This window comes from Paracoccus sediminilitoris, from assembly GCF_003259195.1.
GTDB classification, from domain to species: domain Bacteria; phylum Pseudomonadota; class Alphaproteobacteria; order Rhodobacterales; family Rhodobacteraceae; genus Paracoccus; species Paracoccus sediminilitoris.
In genome coordinates this window covers 101747-119381 of the sequence record NZ_QJPK01000011.1, presented here as the reverse complement: position 1 = coordinate 119381, position 17635 = coordinate 101747, and the positions used below count along the sequence as shown (strand labels likewise).

The window sequence follows — 17635 nt, the reverse complement described above, 5'->3', positions numbered from 1 at the left end:
GATCACCACTCTGCAAAGCTGCCGTCGGCATGGCGCCAGACGGGGTTGCGCCAACGGTGCCCCTGGGCGGCCATTTCGCGGACCTTGCCTTCGTTCACCTCGATGCCCAGGCCAGGCCCCTGCGGGATGGCGACGAACCCGTCCTCATAGGCAAAGACCGACGGGTCGGTCAGATAATCCAGCAGGTCGCTGCCTTGATTGTAATGGATCCCAAGCGACTGTTCCTGGATGAAGGCGTTATAGCAGACCGCGTCCAGCTGCAGGTTCGCGGCCAGCGCGATGGGTCCAAGCGGGCAGTGCAGCGCCAGGGCCACGTCATGCGCCTCGGCCATCGCCGCGATGCGATAGGTCTCGGTGATGCCGCCGGAATGGCTGGGATCGGGCTGGATGATGTCGACATAGCCGCCCTTCAGGATCGCCTTGAAATCCCACCGGGAATACAGACGTTCACCAAGGGCGATCGGGGTCGAACAATGGTTGGCGATCTCGCGCAGCGCCTCGGCATGTTCCGACAGGACGGGTTCTTCGATGAACATCAGGCGGAAGGGTTCCAGTTCCTTGGCCAGCACCTTGGCCATGGGGCGATGCACGCGGCCGTGGAAATCGATTCCGATGCCGAAATCGGGACCCATCTCCTCGCGGATGGCCTGCACGCGTTCCAGGACCTGATCGACCTTGGCATGGCTGTCGACGAACTGCATCTCCTCGGTGCCGTTCATCTTGACGGCGGTAAAGCCACGGTCTCCGCATTCGCGCGCCATCCGCGCGGTGTCACCCGGCCGGTCGCCGCCGATCCAGCTGTAGACGCGAATGCGGTCGCGCAGCTGGCCACCCAGCAGGGCATGAACCGGCACGCCCAGATCCTTGCCCTTGATGTCCCACAGCGCCTGGTCGATGCCGGCAATGGCCGACATGTGGATGCCGCCGCCGCGATAGAACCCGGCCCGATACATCACCGTCCAGTGGTCCTGGATCAGGCGTGGGTCGCGGCCGATCAGGTAATCGGACAGCTCCTCGACGCAGGCGGCGACCGATGCGGCCCGGCCTTCCAGCACGGGTTCGCCCCATCCGCTGACGCCTTCGTCGGTGCTGATCTTCACGAAGCACCAGCGCGGCGGGACGATGAAGGTTTCGACTTGGGTGATCTTCATAAGTCTTGGTCCTGAAATTCGGGGGCCGCATGGCGGCGGCCGGTCAGAAAGGCATCCGCGACAAGGCGCAGGGGCGACAGGTCCACATCGCTGTCGCCATTGACAATCAGGTCGCGAAAACGGGCATAGAGGCGGGCATATTCGGCATTTTCGCCCTTGCCGACGGTTTCGCCGTCGACACGGAAACGGGCGCCGCCCTGATCCAGCAGCGCCGTACCCGCATCCGTGTCGAACCGGATCTGCCACAGGTCGGCCCCCTGCTGGCGCCAGTCCAGACGTGCGGTGACGGGGTGGCCCGCATCCATCGTCAGTTCGGCGGCGATGGCCGTCTGGCGGTTTTCGGGGATGTGCAGATTGGCGCCGGTCAGGCGCACGGGATCGGGCAGCACGGCGGTCAGGATCGACAAGGCGTTGATGCCCGGATCGAAGACCCCCAGCCCGCCCGGCTGCCAGATCCAGTCCTGGCCGGGATGCCATTTGCGGACATCCTCGCACCAGTCGATATGGGTGGCATGGATGACGCGGTCGGCCAGCCAGTCGCGGGCGACATCCACCGCCGCCGCCTCGCGCGAGTGCCAGGTCGTGAACAGCGTCAGGCTGCGCAGCCGGGCCTCGGCGGCCAGGATCTGCAGTTCGGTCAGGGTGGCGCCGGGGGGCTTTTCCAGCATCAGGTGGCAATCGGCACGCAGCACCGCCATCGCCTGTTCAAAGCGCCCCTGCGGCGGCGTGCAAAGCGACACCGCCTGGACATCATGCATCTCGTCCAGCAGCGTGTCGATGTCGGTGAAGTTCGCCACCCCGTCCAGCCGCGCGTTGCGGCTGGCGATGGCGGTCAGGGTCATGCCCGGCGTCGCGGCGATCGCGGGCAGATGCTGGGCGCGGGCGATGGTGCCCAGGCCCACCAGGGCCAGTTCGATATCACTCATCTCAGGCGCATTCCGCTTTCGGCATCAAAGAAATAGGCCTGCGCCGGATCCATGGTCACACCGACCGTGCCGCCGCCTGCCGGATCAAGCCTGCGCGTGGTCTGCACGACAAGCTTCTCGCCCGATGGCGCAGTCAGATGGGCATAGGTGACGCCACCAAGGTTCTCGGCCAGGTCGACGCGGAAGTTGCCGTGATCGGTCAGCTGCAGCGTGTCGGGGCGCAACCCGATTTCCACCTTGCGGCCATCCATCAGGTTCGGGGATTGCCGGTCCAGCGGCGTGTCGAACGCCGGGGTCACGACCTGACCGCCCTGCACGCGCCCGGCCACGAAATTCATCGCCGGACTACCGATGAAGCCCGCGACAAAGCGGTTGTCGGGATCATCATAGAGCTCCATCGGGCTGCCGACCTGTTCGATCCGCCCCGCGCGCAAAACAACGATCTTGTCGGCCATGGTCATCGCCTCGACCTGATCATGGGTCACATAGATCATGGTCGCCTTGATCTCTCGGTGCAGCCGGGCGATCTCGGCGCGCATTTCCACGCGCAGTTCGGCATCCAGGTTGGACAGCGGTTCGTCGAATAGAAACACCTTGGGACCGCGCACGATGGCCCGACCGATGGCCACGCGCTGGCGCTGACCGCCCGACAGGGCTGCGGGCTTGCGCTCCAGCAGCGGGTCCAGTTTCAGGATCCGCGAGGCCTCGGCCACCTTGGCGGCGATCTCGGCCTTGGGGTGGCGGTTCATCTTCAGGCCGAAGCCCATGTTCTGGGCGACGGTCATGTGGGGATAAAGCGCATAGGTCTGGAACACCATCGCCACGCCCCGGTCGGCGGGTTCGGCATCGGTGACATCCTCGTCCTCGATCCGGATCTGGCCGTCAGTGGTTTCCTCCAGGCCCGCGATCATGCGCAGCAGGGTCGACTTGCCGCAACCCGAGGGGCCGACGAAGACGCAGAATTCACCCTGCCGGATATCAAGATCGACGCCGTGAATGACCCTGACGGGGCCGAAATCCTTGGTGACGCGGGTCAACTGGACGCCGGACATGGCAACCTCATGCTTGCTTGTGTTCGGGGAACCGCCATGTGTCGGCGGCTGCGGCGATCTGCGCCGCGGCTTCTTTGACGGGACCGGCCAATGCCAGCAGCTGGTCGCGGCTGGTGGTATCGGTGGTGGTGGTCACGGATATGGCGCCGATGACCCGGCCGTTGCCCGACAGGATCGGCGCCGCGATGCAGGCGATGCCGACCTCGTGTTCCTCGTCGTCCAGGGCGTATCCGCGCTCGCGGATGCGGGCCAGATCGTCGCGCAGCGCAGCCGGCGTGGTCAGGGTGCGGTCGGTATGGGCGTGGAACGACTGGCGCGAGATCGCCTGCGCCAGACGATCCTCGGGCAGATGGGCCAGCATCGCCTTGCCGACACCGGTGCAATAGGCGGGGCCGACCTTACCGGATTGGGCGAACATCTCGACCGGCTGGCGGGCATTGCGCTTGTCGACGTAAAGCACCGCGCCATTGTCCAGCTGCGCCAAGTGGATGGTCTGGCCGATGTCGCGCGCCAGGTGGTCCATGACGTCCTGCGCGACGGGGGCAAGACTGGACTGCGCCCAGGCCGAATGCGCCAGCCGCACCAGTCGCATGCCGGGCGCATAGGTCTGGCGGCTGTCGTCAAAGGCCAGCATGTCCTGCCGCGCCAGCGTCTGCAGGAAACGATACAGCGTCGCCTTGGGCAGGCCGGCCTTGGGCAGGATCTCGGCAAAGCGGACGGGGCGGCCGAATTCGGCCACCAGGTCCAGCACGGCCAGCGTGCGGCCTACGGTGCCGTCGGACGTCTCGCGTTGCGGGGTCGTCATGCCATGGCCTCCTCTCCGCAGCATTGCCGTTGTTGACAAGGCTAATCGATTCGCAGCATAGTTTCAATATTCAAAACTGAGTTTCAATATTTGGAACCTAATGGGGAGGAGACCATGGTCCATACGAAACGAGGGCTGCTGCTGGCCGTGCTGCTGGCCACCACCGCACCCGCCTTTGCGCAGACCCGCGAACTGGTGATGAACACGGATGCGTCCGACCCCGCGCCCAAGGCGGCGTTCGAACAGCTGATCGCGGATTTCGAGGCCGAATATCCCGGCATCAAAGTCAAGGTGAACACCTTCGACCACGAGGGGTACAAGACCGCCATCCGCAACTTCCTGACCGCCGATGCGCCGGATCTGGCCAACTGGTACGCGGGCAACCGCATGGCGCCCTTCGTTCAGGCGAACCAGTTTCTGGACGTGTCCGATGTCTGGGCCGAAAACGGCCTGAGCGAGAGCCTGCATTCGGCGGAATCGGCCATGACCATCGACGGCAAGCAGTGGGGGATTCCCTATACCTACTATCAATGGGGCATCTATTATAACAAGGATGTCTACGAGAAGGTCGGCGTCGAACCCACTGACAATTGGGAAGAATTTCTTGCCAATTGCGCCAAGTTCCAGGAGGCCGGGATCGACTGCGTGACCACCGGCTCGAAGGCGCTTTGGCCCATCGCGGGGATCTTCGATTACCTCTCGCTGCGCACCAACGGCTATGAGTGGCACATGCAGCTGACGCGCGGTGAAATTCCCTGGACCGACGACAAGGTCAAGGCGGTCTTCGCCGAATGGGAAAAGCTGCTGCCCTATATCTCGAAGAACCACGCCGCCATCGACTGGCAGGATGCCGTGTCCAACATCGTGCAGGGCAAGGCCGCCAATTACGTCATGGGCAACTTTGCCGCGGCCACCTTCAAGGATGGCGGCATGACCAATGACAACCTGGGCTTCATGCCCTTCCCCACGATCAACCCCGACATCCCGCGCGCCGAAGAGGCGCCGACCGACACGATCCACATCCCGTCCGGCGCCAAGAACCCCGAAGACGCCAAGCTGTTCCTGGCCTTCCTGGCCCGCGCCGACGTGCAGACCAAGATGAACCAGACGCTTGGCCAGCTGCCGATCAATGCCGAAAGCTCGGTCGGGGATGACCCCTACCTGCAGGCAGGGTTTGAATTGCTGTCGACGGCAGAGGGCGGCATCGCCCAGTTCTTCGACCGCGACGCATCCCCCGAAATGGCCAAGGCGGGCATGGAGGGCTTCCAGGAATTCATGGTCCGTCCCGAACGCCTGGACACCATCCTGGAAAGGCTGGAGCGCGTGCGCCAGCGCGAAGCCGGCTGACATCATGCGGGCGGTCCCCATCGGTCCGCCCGCATCCCCCACGCACCCACCCGCTTTCCCCGGAGGTCCCGCATGACCGCCCTTCCCGACATCCACCCGCCGAAAGCCCGCGCACGCCGCCGGAACAGCCTGACCCCATGGCTGTTCCTGGCGCCGGGGATGCTGATGTTCGCCGTCTATGTGCTGGTCCCGATCTTCCAGTCAGTCTGGGTGTCGTTCCACGAATGGGACGGCTTGGGACCGATGCGTTGGGTCGGTCTGGCCAATTATTCCGAGCTGTGGTGGGACGACGCCTTCTATACCAGCCTGAAGAACAACATCATCTGGCTGGCGCTCTATCTGCTGGCCGTGCCCATCGGGCTGATGATCGCGCTGTTTTTGAACCAGACCGTCAAGGGCATCCGCATCTATAAATCGCTGTTCTTCTTTCCCTTCGTGATCAGCCAGGTGGTCGTAGGGCTGATCTTCTCGTGGTTCTATGCGCCGGGCTTCGGGCTGCTTTACGTGCTGATCGAATGGGTCACGGGCACGGGCGTCGCGATCCTCGCCGATGAGCGCTATGTTACCTATGGCATCATCGCGGCGGGACTGTGGCCGCAGATCGCCTATTGCATGATCCTCTATCTGACCGGGTTGAACGCGGTCGCCCCCGACCAGATCGAGGCCGCGCGCCTGGACGGCGCCAAGGGATGGCGGATGCTGTGGCATGTCGTACTGCCGCAACTGCGCCCCGCGACCTTCATCGCGGTGGTCGTCACCGTCATCGGCGCGCTGCGCAGCTTCGACCTGGTCAGCATCATGACCTCGGGCGGGCCCTTCGGGTCCAGCCGCGTGCTGTCCTATTACATGTACGAACAGGCGCTGTCGGAATACGGCTATCGCATGGGTTACGGCGCGGCCATCGCCGTGGCGCTGTTCGCCATCATGATGATCTTCATCACGGGCTTCATCTGGAAGATGTGGCGCGACGAAAGAGGGCTTTGATCCGATGTTCCCCCGTCCCATCCAGACCATGTCCCCCGCCTTTCAGCGCAGCTACAAGATCGCGTTGCCGATCATGCTGGTCCTGTGGCTGCTGCCTTTGCTGGGGGTGGCGCTGACCTCGCTGCGTCCCTCGGGCGACCTGGCGGCCGGCAATTATTTCGGCATCCCGTCGCGCATCGCGTTCGAGAACTATGCCGACGTCTTCCGCAATTCGCCGATCGCGCAATACCTGCTGAACAGCTTTCGCATCACCATCCCCACGGTGATCGGCGCGGTCGGCCTGTCCTGCCTGACGGGCTATGCGCTAGCGGTCTACAAGTTCCGGCTGTCGCTGGTGGTGTTCTTCATGTTCGTGGCGGGCAATTTCGTGCCCTTCCAGATCCTGATGGTGCCGGTGCGCGACCTGACGGTAAACATGGGCCTTTATAACACCGTCACCGGTCTGGCGCTGTTCCACATCGCCTTCCAGACCGGGTTCTGCACGCTGTTCATGCGCAACTTCATCAAGGCCCTGCCGCGCGAATTGATCGAGGCCGCCCGTGTCGAGGGCGTCAATGAATGGCAGATCTTCTGGCATATCGTTTTGCCGCTGGTCCGCCCGGCCATCGCGGCGCTGTCGGTGCTGGTCTTCACCTTCATCTGGAACGACTATTTCTGGGCGATGGTACTGACCACCGGCGCCGACACGCAGCCGATCACCGCCGGCCTGAACAGCCTGAACGGCCAATGGGTCGCGGCGTGGCACCTGGTCTCGGCGGGGTCCATTCTGGCGGCCATGCCGCCGGTGCTGATGTTCTTCCTGATGCAGCGGCACTTCATCGCCGGTCTGACCCTGGGGGCCGTGAAATGAGGGTCTGGCGCATCGATACCGACACCCAGACCCTGGTCTTTGGCAGCGATGGCGGCATGGCGTGCTGTCACTACTGGGGGGCGCCCTTGCCCGCCGATCAGGATCCGGGCGATCTGCTGGCGGCGGGCGCGGGTGGCCTGACCGGCGGCATGCTGGACCAGCTGCCGCCCCTGTCGCTGCTGCCCGAGGCGCGGCGCAGCTTTCCGGGCCAGCCGGGGCTGATCGCATTCGACACCGACGGGACGCCGCTGGAACCGGCATGGGCACTGCAATCTGCTGATCAGGACGATGGGCTGACGCTGGTTCACGCGGCAGACGGGCTGACCTTGACCCACCGCATCCGACCGCAACCGCATGGTCTGGTCGCCATCACCGCCAGCCTCAGCGCCGATCGCCCGATCCGCCTGCATTGGCTGGCCGCCGCCGCCCTGCCGGTCCCGCCTCATATGGACCAGCTGACCGAGCTGGCAGGCCGATGGACGCGCGAATTCCAGCCCGTGACCAGCGATCTGGATCACGGCGCCCGCATCCGCGACGCCCGCACGGGCCGTTCGGGGCATGAACACCCTCCGCATCTGTGGCTGGCCACCCATGGCACGACCCATACGCGGGGCGATGTCATAGCCCTGCATTACGGCTGGTCGGGCGGTCACCGCATGGTGGTCGAGGCCCTGCCCGAGGGTCGCCGCCAGATCCAGTTGGGCCATGCCTCGGGGTCTGAACGCACCGCCGCCACCCGTTTCGACAGTGCCGAGATGCTGCTGGCCCGGGGCGATGCGGGGCTGAACAGCGTGTCCATCCCGTTCCAGCGGGCCATCCGCGACCGCCTGCCCCATGCCCGCCAGCCCCGCCCCGTCCATTACAACGGGTGGGAGGCGATCTATTTCCGCCACGACGCCGAAGAACTGGCCGAAATCGCCGCCCGCGCCGCAGCCCTTGGGGCGGAACGTTTCGTATTGGATGACGGGTGGTTCGGGCGGCGCGACGATGACACGACCTCGCTTGGCGATTGGCAGATCGATCCGCGCAAGCATCCGCAAGGCTTCCAGCCGCTGATCGACCGCGTGCAGGAACTGGGCATGCGCTTCGGCCTGTGGGTCGAGCCCGAGATGATCAACGAGGACAGCGACCTCTATCGCGCCCATCCCGATTGGGTATTGGGGCCTGCCGACCAGATCCGGGGCCGCAACCAGCTGCATCTGGACATGACGCGCGACGATGTGCGCGACCACCTGTTCGCGCGGCTGGACGCGATCCTGCGCGATTGGGACATCGACTATGTCAAATGGGACCACAACCGTCTGACGCCCTTCCCCGATGCGGGTCAGACGCGCGGCGTCTATGACCTGCTTGACCGGCTGCGCGCGGCCCATCCGCAGGTCGAGATCGAGAGCTGCGCCTCGGGCGGGGGTCGCATCGATGCGGGCATCCTGACACGCTGTCCGCGCGTCTGGCTGTCCGACAGCAACGACGCGCAGGAACGCCTGCGCATTCAGCATCACGCGGCCTGTTTCCTGCCCGCGATCGCCACGGGCAGCCATGTCGGCCCGCGCGACTGCCACACGTCGGGGCGTGTGATGCCCATGGCGCTGCGCGCCTGGACCGCAGCCCAACGGCATCTGGGTTTCGAGATGGACCCGCGCGAACTGACCGAGCCCGAGGCTGACACCCTGACCCGCGTCACGACGTGGTGGAAGGCCAATCGCGATTGGATGCTGGCGGGCGACATCTGGCGGCTGGACCGCCCCCAAGGGTCGCTGGCCGAAATGCAGATGGCGGCGGATGGATCGCGGCTGGTGATCTTTGCGGCGACGCTGGACAGCCCCGTGGCCGTCCAGCCGCCCCCCCTGCGCCTGACGGGGCTTGATCCCAAGGCGCGCTACAGGTTGCGGATGATTGAAAAGCCGCTTGGGCACCATACGTCCCATACGGCGATCAGTAGGGACGAGGTGACGCTGACGGGGGCCGCGCTGATGGCGCAGGGGGTTGCCCTGCCGCCCTCCTTCCCGCAGACCGTGGCCGTGATTGAAGGAATGCGTTTGTGACTGCCGATATAGACTGGATCGCCGCCGATTGGGGCACGACGAACCTGCGCCTCTGGGCCATGTCGGGCCGCAAGGTGGTGGAACGACGGACCTCGGACCGGGGGATGGGCGTTCTGGGGCCCGATGATTTCGCCGCCGTCCTTGCCCAAGCGACGCAAGGCTGGCCCGCCGTTCCCGTCATCGCCAGCGGCATGGTCGGATCGCGCCAGGGCTGGGTCGAGGCCCCCTATGCCCCCGTCCCCTGCCCCGCCACGCCCCGCATGGTCGCCGTCCCCGGCGATCCGGGCGGGCGCCCCGTCCGCATCGTCTGCGGCATCCGGCAGGACAGCCCCGCCGATGTCATGCGCGGCGAGGAAACCCAGATTGCCGGTCTTCTGGCCATGACCCCCGATTTCGACGGCATCGCCTGCCTGCCCGGGACCCATACGAAATGGGTGCGCATCTCGGCAGGCGAGATCTGCAATTTCAAGAGCCTGATGACGGGTGAACTGTTCGCCCTGATCGCGGGCCAATCGGTGCTGCGCCATTCGGTCGGCGGCGACGACTGCGACCAGGATGCCCTCATGACCGCCCTGTCAGACGCGATGGCCCGCCCCGAGCGCGGCTATGGCGGATTGTTCCAGCTGCGCGCGGAATCGCTGCTGCATGGGTTGGAGCCTGCTGTCGCCCGCGCCCGCCTGTCGGGGACGCTGATCGGGTGGGAACTGGCCGCGGCCAAGCCTTGGTGGCTGGGCTGCGACGTGACCATCATCGGCGCGCCGGGGCTGTCCTCGCTCTATGAACAGGCGTTGCGTGTGCAGGGCGTGCCAGCCGCCATGATGTCGGTCGAGGATGCGACCCTTGCCGGTCTTGCCGCCGCATATCAGCATTTCAAGACAAACTGACCGAAAGGCCCCGCCATGTCCCGCCCCCTGATCGCCATCCTGCGCGGCCTGACCCCGCCCGAGGCCCCCGCCATCGCCCAGGCCCTGATCGAGGCCGGCATCACCCGCATCGAGGTGCCGCTGAACTCGCCCGATCCCTTGGACAGCATCGCCCTGCTGGCCCGCGACTTCGGTGATGTCGCGACCATCGGCGCGGGCACGGTGCTGACCCCTGCGCAGGTGCAGTCGGTGGTCGATGCGGGCGGGCGGATGGTGCTGTCGCCCAATTGTGACGCCGACGTCATCCGCGCCACGCGGGCGGCAGGCATGGACAGCTTTCCGGGCATCATGACCCCTTCCGAGGCTTTCGTGGCGCTGAACGCAGGGGCCTCGGGGCTGAAGCTGTTCCCGGGCGAGTTGATCGGCCCCAAGGGGCTGCGCGCGATGCGGGCCATCCTGCCTGCGGGCACGGCGATGTGGGCTGTGGGGGGCGTGTCCGCCGACAACATGGGCGAATGGCACCAGGCGGGGGCCGCGGGCTTCGGCATCGGATCGTCGCTCTACAAGCCGGGCGATGACGCGGCGGCGGTCACCGCCAAGGCGCGTGCCATGGTCGCGGCATGGGACGGGGTGGCGGCATGATCTTCGACGACACCCCCTGCACTCTGGGCGAGGGCGCCTTGTGGCATTCCGACCTGAACGCCCTGATCTGGTTCGATATTATCGCCAAGCGCATGTATCTGAAACCTATCGGCGGCCAGCGGCGGCATTGGGATTTCGACGACCATGTCTCGGCGGCGGGGATCGTGGATGCAGACCGGCTGATCGTGGCGTCGTCGCGGGCGCTGCTGCTGTTCGACCTGCGCGATGGCAGCCGCACACCCTTGGTGGATCTGGAGGCGGACAACCCCGTCACCCGATCGAATGACGGGCGCGCCGATCCGCAGGGCGGTTTCTGGATCGGCACGATGGGGCTGAACGCCGAAGCGGGCGCCGGGTCGATATGGCGCTATCATCGCGGGGAATTGCGGCGTCTGTTCGCCGATATCACCATCACCAACGCCATCTGCTTTGCCCCGCAGGGCGACAGCGCCTGTTTCACCGATACCGACCAAGGCGTGATCATGCGGGTCGCGCTGGACGCGGATGGCTGGCCTGCGGGCGATCCGCAGCCCTTCATCGACCTGCGCGCCGAAGGGCTGAGCCCCGACGGCGCGGTGATGGATGCCCAAGGCGGCCTGTGGTCGGCGCAATGGGGGGCGGGCCGCGTCGCGCGATATGACGCGCAGGGGCGGTTCGATCGGGCGGTGATGCTGCCTGCGGCCCATATCTCCTGCCCTTCGATCGGCGGGGCGGATCTGGACACCCTGTTTGCCACATCGGCACGGCAGGAGCTGGACGCGCCCGGTCCCGATGACGGCTGCACCTTCGCGGTCACGGTGGATGAACGGGGCCAGTCAGAACACCGGGTAATTCTGCCATCCTCGGTGTCCTGAGACCGGGCAGCGGGGTAAAAGCCGCCAGTTTTTGCTCATCGTCTTGTCACATCCTGGTTGCCGGATCATGGTCTGATTTCATTTGCGGTGAAAATGTGTTGCCTGTGCCATCCGGTCCGTCCGGCAAACTTGCCTCTTGGAGAAAGGGCAGGTCATGCCGTAAACCGGGGGTTGTGGGCGGGTTTGCCCACCATGACGAGTAAAGCTGTGTAAGTGAGGAAATTTCGATGACGAAACGGGCGCTTATCACCGGGATCACCGGTCAGGACGGCTCCTACCTCGCGGAACTTCTGATGGAAAAGGGCTACGAGGTGCATGGCATCAAGCGCCGTTCATCCTCGCTGAACACGCAGCGCATCGACCACATCTATCAGGATCCGCATGCCGAAAATGCCCGCATGTTCCTGCATTACGGCGACTTGGGTGACACGTCATCCGTCATGCGCATCATGGAGGCCGTCCGCCCCGACGAGGTCTATAACCTCGGGGCGCAATCCCATGTCGCCGTCAGCTTCGAGACGCCCGAATACACCGCCAATGTCGATGCGCTTGGCACGCTGCGAATCCTGGAAGCGATCCGGTTCCTGAAGCTGGAGGGCAAGACCAAGTTCTACCAGGCCTCGACCTCGGAGCTTTATGGCAAGGTCCAGGAAATCCCGCAGCGCGAGACCACGCCCTTCTATCCGCGTTCGCCCTATGCGGTGGCCAAGATGTATGCCTATTGGATCGCGGTGAACTATCGCGAGGCCTATGGCATCTATGCCTGCAACGGCATCCTGTTCAACCACGAGTCCCCCCGCCGGGGCGAGACCTTCGTGACCCGCAAGATCACCCGCGGCATCGCCAATATCGCCCAGGGGCTGGAAGATTGCCTCTACATGGGCAACATGGACGCCCTGCGGGACTGGGGACATGCCAAGGATTACGTCCGCATGCAGTGGATGATGCTGCAGCAGGATCAGCCCGAGGATTTCGTCATCGCCACGGGCGTCCAGTATTCGGTGCGCCAGTTCATCGAATGGTCGGCCAGCCAGGTGGGCATCACCCTGCGCTTCGAGGGCGAGGCCGAGGCCGAGGTCGGCATCGTCGCATCGGTCCAGGGTGACGATGCCCCGGGCGTGACCCCCGGACAGGTGATCGTGCGCGTCGATCCGCGCTATTTCCGCCCGACCGAGGTCGAAACCCTGTTGGGCGATCCCACCAAGGCGCGCGAAAAGCTGGGCTGGACGCCCCAGATCACCACGCAGGAAATGTGCCGGGAAATGGTCAGCGAAGACCTCAAGGCCGCACGCCGCCATGCGTTGTTGAAGACGCATGGCTATGACCTGCCGCTCTATCAGGAAAGCTGAGGTTCGACATGACGCGGATATTCGTGGCAGGTCATCGCGGCATGGTCGGCAGCGCCATCCTGCGCCAGTTGCAGGCAAGGCGCGACGCCGGCGAGGATCTTGACCTGATCACCCGCACCAGCGGCGAACTGGACCTGACCGAACAGGCGGCAGTGCGCGACTTCATGGCGACCGAACGCCCGGATGCGGTGATCCTGGCGGCGGCGAAGGTGGGCGGCATCCATGCCAACAACACATATCCGGCCGAGTTCATCCACAAGAACCTGATGATCGAATGCAATGTCATCCACGAGGCTTGGGCCGCCGGGGTGACGCGGCTGTTGCAGCTGGGGTCCAGCTGCATCTATCCGCGCGAGGCACCCCAGCCCATCCGCGAGGATGCACTGCTGACCGGCATCCTGGAGCCAACGAACGAGCCCTATGCCATCGCCAAGATCGCGGGCATCAAGCTCTGCGAAAGCTACAACCGGCAATACGGCACCGATTACCGGTCGGTCATGCCGTCGAACCTTTATGGTCCGGGCGACAATTTCGACCCGGAGAACAGCCACGTCATGCCCGCCCTGATCCGACGTTTTCACGAAGCGGCGCGGGATGGGCTGGACCGGGTCGTCATGTGGGGCACGGGCACGCCGCGCCGCGAATTTCTGCATGTCGACGACATGGCGCGCGCATCCCTGTTCGTCTTCGACCTGGACCGCGAGACCTATCAGGCCAATACCGACCCGATGCTGTCCCACCTGAACGTTGGCAGCGGCACGGATATTTCCATCGGCGATCTGGCGCAGCTGGTGGCCCGCGTCACCGGATACCAGGGCCGGATCGAGAACGACCTGACCCGCCCCGACGGCACAATGCGCAAGCTGATGTCCTCGGACAAGCTGATGGCGATGGGCTGGACACCGCAGGTCGATCTGGAACGCGGCGTCGCCCAGACCTATCGCTGGTTCCTCGAGAACCGCTCCGGTTGATGGCCATGTCCGATCAGCAGGGCAAACTGATCGCCTTTCGCGCCGACCGGATGGGGGGGCGGCTGATCGCGCTGCTGAACACGATGCGTTTCGCGCGCAGCTTCGATCTGCCCTTTGTCGTCCATTGGCGCGACAGCGACGGGCTGGGTGACGGGACCGAGTTGTTCGCCGAGAATTTCGTCCGCGATCATTTCATCGACAAGCCCACCTATCAGGCGATGAAAAGCAATGCGACCGCGATCGGCACGGTCATTCACAGCTCGACCAAGGAGCAGTTCCTGGACAATCTGAAGGGCGGCATGCACGTCCTGCTGGACCCGCCCTTCGACGTCCTGAAAATGCCCTTCGAGGATGAGGCCGAGGTCCACCGCACCTTCCGCGACGTGGTCGACACCCTGCCCCTGAACCCGGATCTGGCCCGCCATCTGCAGGCCCTGCGCGGCAAGCTGCGCGACGGGCGGCGGACCGTCGCCTACCACATCCGGCGCGGGGATCTGACCAGCGACCTGCGGGCCATGAACCGCGCCTGGCCGAACAAGTTCGTCCCTGACGAATTATTCGAGGCCCATATCCGCGCAAACCTGGACGGCGCCGCAACGCGCACCATCCTGTTCAGCGACAATCAAAACGTGTTGGACCGCTATACCCGCATGTTCCCCGACCTGCTGACCTTTGACCGCATCGCCGATACCGGCACGCTGACCGAGGTGCAGCGCGACGCGCTGGAGCTGTTTGCGATCTCCCTGTCGGACCTGATCGTGGCGCCGCCCTCTTCGGCCTTCAGCTCGACCGCCAAGACCATCGGCGGCGGCGATTTCCGCGACGTTGAATCCGAAATCACGCCGGATGCGCGCCATGCCGCGCTGGACCTGCTTGCCAGCCGCCTGAAGGACCGGCCCGACCTGTTCGCCAACCAAGGCGAGATCGGGCAATACCTGGTTTATGCCTGCGAGCATCTGACCAAGACCGGCCGTCGCGGCGAATTCGTCGATCTGGCGCGTCAGCATATAAATTCCGGCCTGAACATCGCCTTCATCTATGCCATGACCGTCCGCGAAATGTTCTTCGACGGCCAGTATCAGGCCATCTGCGATCTGCGCCCGGCGGTCGATCGCGGCTTTGTCACCTTTCAGCGCAGCTATGCGCAGATCGCGCTCTATCACGGCCTGGCGCTTTTGATGCTGGGCCGAAAGGCCGAGGCGATGGAGCAGATCACGTCGGCCTTCTGGCACGAACCGGTCGAGGGCGAGATCAACGCCCTTGCCGGCCTTCTGCGCAGTCAGGGCGATTATCATGACGGCAATTTCTGGGTGACGGACACCCAGATCGAACAGTTGTTTCCGAACCGCTTCATCGTCGATCACATCAAGACCTTCTATACGGCACCGGTCGAAGCGGGCATCCTGAGCTTTGACAAGATGATCCCGACGAACCGGGTGATGGTCTGGGAATGGCCCGATTTCACGCGATCGGATCTGCGCAGCCACTATCGCTTCCGCGGGCATTTCCGGTCGATCCTGCGCATCCTTGAACGCCGCAGCTGGTCGGGTGACATCAAGCCGCATTTCGACAGCTTCACCGGCATGATCGCCCTGCGCGAGGGCGATCCGGGCCTGGCCGAGGCCCTGCTGATGGGCGCCATCGAGGCCAAGCCCGAAGTCGCGCTGTTTCACAAGCGGCTGGCCGAGCTGCGCCACGAACAGAACCGACATGGTGAGGCCCTCGAGGCGATGGACCGGGCAATTGCACTGGACCCCGGGGTGACGATCTTTCGGGCCATGCGCGGGTTGTTCCAGCTGCGCGCCGGCCATGCCCCGGGCGCGGCCGATCTGCTGGTCGGGATCATCGACGAGGGGCAGCTGCAATTTCCGTCGGTCTATTTCCTGGCAGCCGACGCGGCGCGGGATGCGGGCCGGACCGCCGACGCCGTGCGGATCCTGGAAAAGGGTCTGTCGCTGGCGCCGTTGAACTGGCGGCGTCAACATGCGCTGGCCGAAATGAAGGTTAAGCTGGGCGATGCCGCGGGGGCGGGTGCGGTCTTGGACTGGGCCCTGCAATGGGCCGACGATCACCCTCCGCTTGTGATGCTGAAATCCGACCTGCTGGTGCAGGCGGGCCAGGTCGATGAGGCCCGCGCATTCCTGGAACGGCTGATGATCCGTTACCCGGACAAGACGCAATATATGCGGCGTCACAAGAAACTGGCAAAGTTGTAAGGGGGCGGGTGGCCCCGATGCCCACCCAAAGGCAGGAGAGCAAGGATGAGACGTGGTCACAGCAGGGTCGGGCAGGCACATTTCCTGGTCTATTCGAACGGGGTCGAACCCTTTGCCCGCAATGCCGATGATTACTGTGCCTCGGCCCTGAAGGTCGGGTTCGACAGCGCCCGCCATGTCACCGAGGCAGACCTGAAGAAAACACCCTTCTGGGACGAAAACCGCTTCATCCTGGAACAGGAACGTGGCGCCGGCTATTGGCTGTGGAAGCCGTGGATCATCCTGCAGAAGCTGCGCGAGGTCGGCCCTGACGACATCGTCATCTATAACGACGCGGGCCGGTACGGCGCGGGCAGCTTTCACCAGTTTCCGTCCTTTCCCCATGCGGCGGTCGAACTTTGCGCCCTGACGCCCAAGCGGTTCATCCACGGCTTCATCTCGAACTGGCAGATCCAGGGGCATTACACGAAGCGGGATGCCTTTATCCTGATGGATGCCGACACGGACGAACAACGTCTGGCGGCCCAGGTCTGCGCTGGCCCGCTGCTGTTCATGCCCTCGAAGGAAAGTTTCGCGTTTCTCGAACAATGGTTGGACTATTGTCGCGACCCCCGCATCCTGACCGACCAGCCCGACGAGATGGGCAAGACCCACGAGGTCTTTCGCGACCACCGCCATGACCAGTCGGTCGGCTCGATCCTGGCCCACAAGACTGGCGCGCATTATTTCGATTTTTCCGAGGGCGGCGCATTCGGTGCGGCCGAGGATGTGCGGCAGCGCAATCGCCATGTGCCGCGCCTGCAGACCCATATCGGCTATGTCTCGCTGATCGCGGCGCGTGCCATGCCGGATGATTTCCTGGTGCGCGATGAACCCGACCTGACCGTGCTGTCGCATCTGCTGCGCAACCTGGTTCCGGGCGAACCTGTCCCGGTCCATCCCGACAAGGTTCCCCAACCCGTGCTGGCGGCCGAGCTGGAGGAGCTGTTGAAGGAACCCCGGCCCACGCTGTGTCGCGACCACCTGCAACTGGCGGTGGCCGATAACCGCATCACCAATTCCCGCCTGCACGTCCTGAACAAATACCTGGAAGAGGCTCCCTTCTTCTGGGAACTGGCCATTCAGGCCTTCCGCGACCGTGCCGCCGCCGTCCATGCCCAAGGCCGCGAACCGACCATGGAGGATGTGCCGACCCTGGCCGTCACCGCCCTGCGCGACGCCGAGGCGCAGATGCCCGATCTGCGGCGCAAGGTGATGTCGGGCTTTGTCTGGACCCTGTTCACCGACGATGCCCGCGCCATCTTCAAGTCGGCCCACAAGAACGTCAAATCCAGCAAGGGCGCCCTGGCGATGGAACGTTTCGTCGCCTTGCTGGACGAACTGGACTTCATGCCGATCGAGGTCGAGGTGGCGGGCAAGGACAAGATCCTTTCGGAAGAGGTGTCGCGCCGTCTGATGGACTGGATGCTGGTCGATCATGTCCCCGCACCGGTCGATCCTTCTCCGGAGGGAGATCACGGCGGTCATTGACTGGCCGGACAGGGCTGCTAACCCTGTCCCCCCAACGCGACCCGGAGGCG

The 17635-nt window shown here is 64.7% G+C and carries 15 protein-coding genes; 11 read left to right on the top strand and 4 right to left on the bottom strand.

The features are described 5' to 3' along the window. Positions 1-2 precede the first annotated feature (2 nt). From dgoD to DKT70_RS11200, 4 genes are read right to left on the bottom strand one after another with little or no spacing between them, the layout of a single operon-like run. The gene (gene dgoD / locus DKT70_RS11215) at positions 3-1151 is read right to left on the bottom strand and encodes a galactonate dehydratase (protein ID WP_111559213.1); all 1149 of its coding nucleotides are present in this window, start codon (positions 1149-1151) and stop codon (positions 3-5) included. Next, positions 1148-2077, bottom strand: coding sequence for a Gfo/Idh/MocA family protein (locus tag DKT70_RS11210; RefSeq protein ID WP_111559212.1), 930 nt, complete (start codon positions 2075-2077; stop codon positions 1148-1150). Before DKT70_RS11210 ends, dgoD begins: the two co-directional genes overlap by 4 nt. Next, a complete protein-coding gene (locus tag DKT70_RS11205; RefSeq protein WP_111559211.1) occupies positions 2074-3129 on the bottom strand; it encodes an ABC transporter ATP-binding protein in 1056 nt (351 codons plus the stop codon). Before DKT70_RS11205 ends, DKT70_RS11210 begins: the two co-directional genes overlap by 4 nt. 7 nt (positions 3130-3136) lie before the next feature. Further along, on the bottom strand, positions 3137-3934 hold the full coding sequence (locus DKT70_RS11200; RefSeq protein WP_111559210.1) for an IclR family transcriptional regulator: 798 nt from the start codon (positions 3932-3934) through the stop codon (positions 3137-3139). Positions 3935-4048: 114 nt separating this feature from the next. Between DKT70_RS11200 and DKT70_RS11195 the strand changes: the two genes are divergently transcribed. The 11 genes from DKT70_RS11195 (at position 4049) to DKT70_RS11145 (ending at position 17585) form a co-directional block, all read left to right on the top strand. Further along, positions 4049-5281 carry an ABC transporter substrate-binding protein gene (locus tag DKT70_RS11195; protein WP_111559209.1) on the top strand — a complete coding sequence of 411 codons (1233 nt, stop codon included), beginning with the start codon at positions 4049-4051 and terminating at the stop codon, positions 5279-5281. Positions 5282-5353: 72 nt separating this feature from the next. Next, positions 5354-6265 (top strand): carbohydrate ABC transporter permease, encoded by a 912-nt coding sequence (locus tag DKT70_RS11190; protein WP_233490536.1) that lies wholly within the window; start codon positions 5354-5356, stop codon positions 6263-6265. A gap of 4 nt (positions 6266-6269) precedes the next feature. Beyond that, positions 6270-7115: a carbohydrate ABC transporter permease gene (locus DKT70_RS11185; RefSeq protein WP_111559208.1), complete on the top strand. Its 846-nt coding sequence runs from the start codon at positions 6270-6272 to the stop codon at positions 7113-7115. Continuing rightward, complete coding sequence (locus DKT70_RS11180; RefSeq protein ID WP_111559207.1) at positions 7112-9160, top strand: alpha-galactosidase; 2049 nt, start codon at positions 7112-7114, stop codon at positions 9158-9160. The genes DKT70_RS11185 and DKT70_RS11180 overlap by 4 nt, the downstream gene beginning before the upstream one ends. After that, positions 9157-10044, top strand: coding sequence for a 2-dehydro-3-deoxygalactonokinase (locus DKT70_RS11175; RefSeq protein ID WP_111559206.1), 888 nt, complete (start codon positions 9157-9159; stop codon positions 10042-10044). Before DKT70_RS11180 ends, DKT70_RS11175 begins: the two co-directional genes overlap by 4 nt. A gap of 15 nt (positions 10045-10059) precedes the next feature. Beyond that, entirely contained in the window at positions 10060-10665 is a 606-nt protein-coding gene (locus tag DKT70_RS11170) for a 2-dehydro-3-deoxy-6-phosphogalactonate aldolase (RefSeq protein WP_111559205.1), read from the top strand. Next, complete coding sequence (locus DKT70_RS11165) at positions 10662-11519, top strand: SMP-30/gluconolactonase/LRE family protein (protein ID WP_111559233.1); 858 nt, start codon at positions 10662-10664, stop codon at positions 11517-11519. The genes DKT70_RS11170 and DKT70_RS11165 overlap by 4 nt, the downstream gene beginning before the upstream one ends. A 227-nt stretch (positions 11520-11746) precedes the next feature. Next, complete coding sequence (gene gmd / locus DKT70_RS11160) at positions 11747-12868, top strand: GDP-mannose 4,6-dehydratase (protein ID WP_111559204.1); 1122 nt, start codon at positions 11747-11749, stop codon at positions 12866-12868. An 8-nt stretch (positions 12869-12876) separates the two neighbouring features. Further along, a complete protein-coding gene (gene fcl / locus DKT70_RS11155; protein WP_111559203.1) occupies positions 12877-13839 on the top strand; it encodes a GDP-L-fucose synthase in 963 nt (320 codons plus the stop codon). Positions 13840-13844: 5 nt separating this feature from the next. Next, positions 13845-16055: a tetratricopeptide repeat protein gene (locus DKT70_RS11150; protein ID WP_158530015.1), complete on the top strand. Its 2211-nt coding sequence runs from the start codon at positions 13845-13847 to the stop codon at positions 16053-16055. Between the two features lie 45 nt (positions 16056-16100). Then, the gene (locus tag DKT70_RS11145; protein WP_111559201.1) at positions 16101-17585 is read left to right on the top strand and encodes a hypothetical protein; all 1485 of its coding nucleotides are present in this window, start codon (positions 16101-16103) and stop codon (positions 17583-17585) included. The last annotated feature ends 50 nt before the right edge of the window (positions 17586-17635 follow it).

Bases quoted from the DNA above. Each gene is read 5' to 3' on its own strand.
- DKT70_RS11150 (WP_158530015.1), top strand. From the start codon at position 13,845: ATGTCCGATCAGCAGGGCAAACTGATCGCCTTTCGCGCCGACCGGATG.
- fcl (WP_111559203.1), top strand. From the start codon at position 12,877: ATGACGCGGATATTCGTGGCAGGTCATCGCGGCATGGTCGGCAGCGCC.
- DKT70_RS11165 (WP_111559233.1), top strand. From the start codon at position 10,662: ATGATCTTCGACGACACCCCCTGCACTCTGGGCGAGGGCGCCTTGTGG.
- gmd (WP_111559204.1), top strand. From the start codon at position 11,747: ATGACGAAACGGGCGCTTATCACCGGGATCACCGGTCAGGACGGCTCC.
- DKT70_RS11180 (WP_111559207.1), top strand. From the start codon at position 7,112: ATGAGGGTCTGGCGCATCGATACCGACACCCAGACCCTGGTCTTTGGC.
- DKT70_RS11190 (WP_233490536.1), top strand. From the start codon at position 5,354: ATGACCGCCCTTCCCGACATCCACCCGCCGAAAGCCCGCGCACGCCGC.
- DKT70_RS11195 (WP_111559209.1), top strand. From the start codon at position 4,049: ATGGTCCATACGAAACGAGGGCTGCTGCTGGCCGTGCTGCTGGCCACC.
- DKT70_RS11210 (WP_111559212.1), bottom strand. From the start codon at position 2,077: ATGAGTGATATCGAACTGGCCCTGGTGGGCCTGGGCACCATCGCCCGC.
- DKT70_RS11185 (WP_111559208.1), top strand. From the start codon at position 6,270: ATGTTCCCCCGTCCCATCCAGACCATGTCCCCCGCCTTTCAGCGCAGC.
- DKT70_RS11145 (WP_111559201.1), top strand. From the start codon at position 16,101: ATGAGACGTGGTCACAGCAGGGTCGGGCAGGCACATTTCCTGGTCTAT.
- dgoD (WP_111559213.1), bottom strand. From the start codon at position 1,151: ATGAAGATCACCCAAGTCGAAACCTTCATCGTCCCGCCGCGCTGGTGC.
- DKT70_RS11200 (WP_111559210.1), bottom strand. From the start codon at position 3,934: ATGACGACCCCGCAACGCGAGACGTCCGACGGCACCGTAGGCCGCACG.
- DKT70_RS11205 (WP_111559211.1), bottom strand. From the start codon at position 3,129: ATGTCCGGCGTCCAGTTGACCCGCGTCACCAAGGATTTCGGCCCCGTC.
- DKT70_RS11170 (WP_111559205.1), top strand. From the start codon at position 10,060: ATGTCCCGCCCCCTGATCGCCATCCTGCGCGGCCTGACCCCGCCCGAG.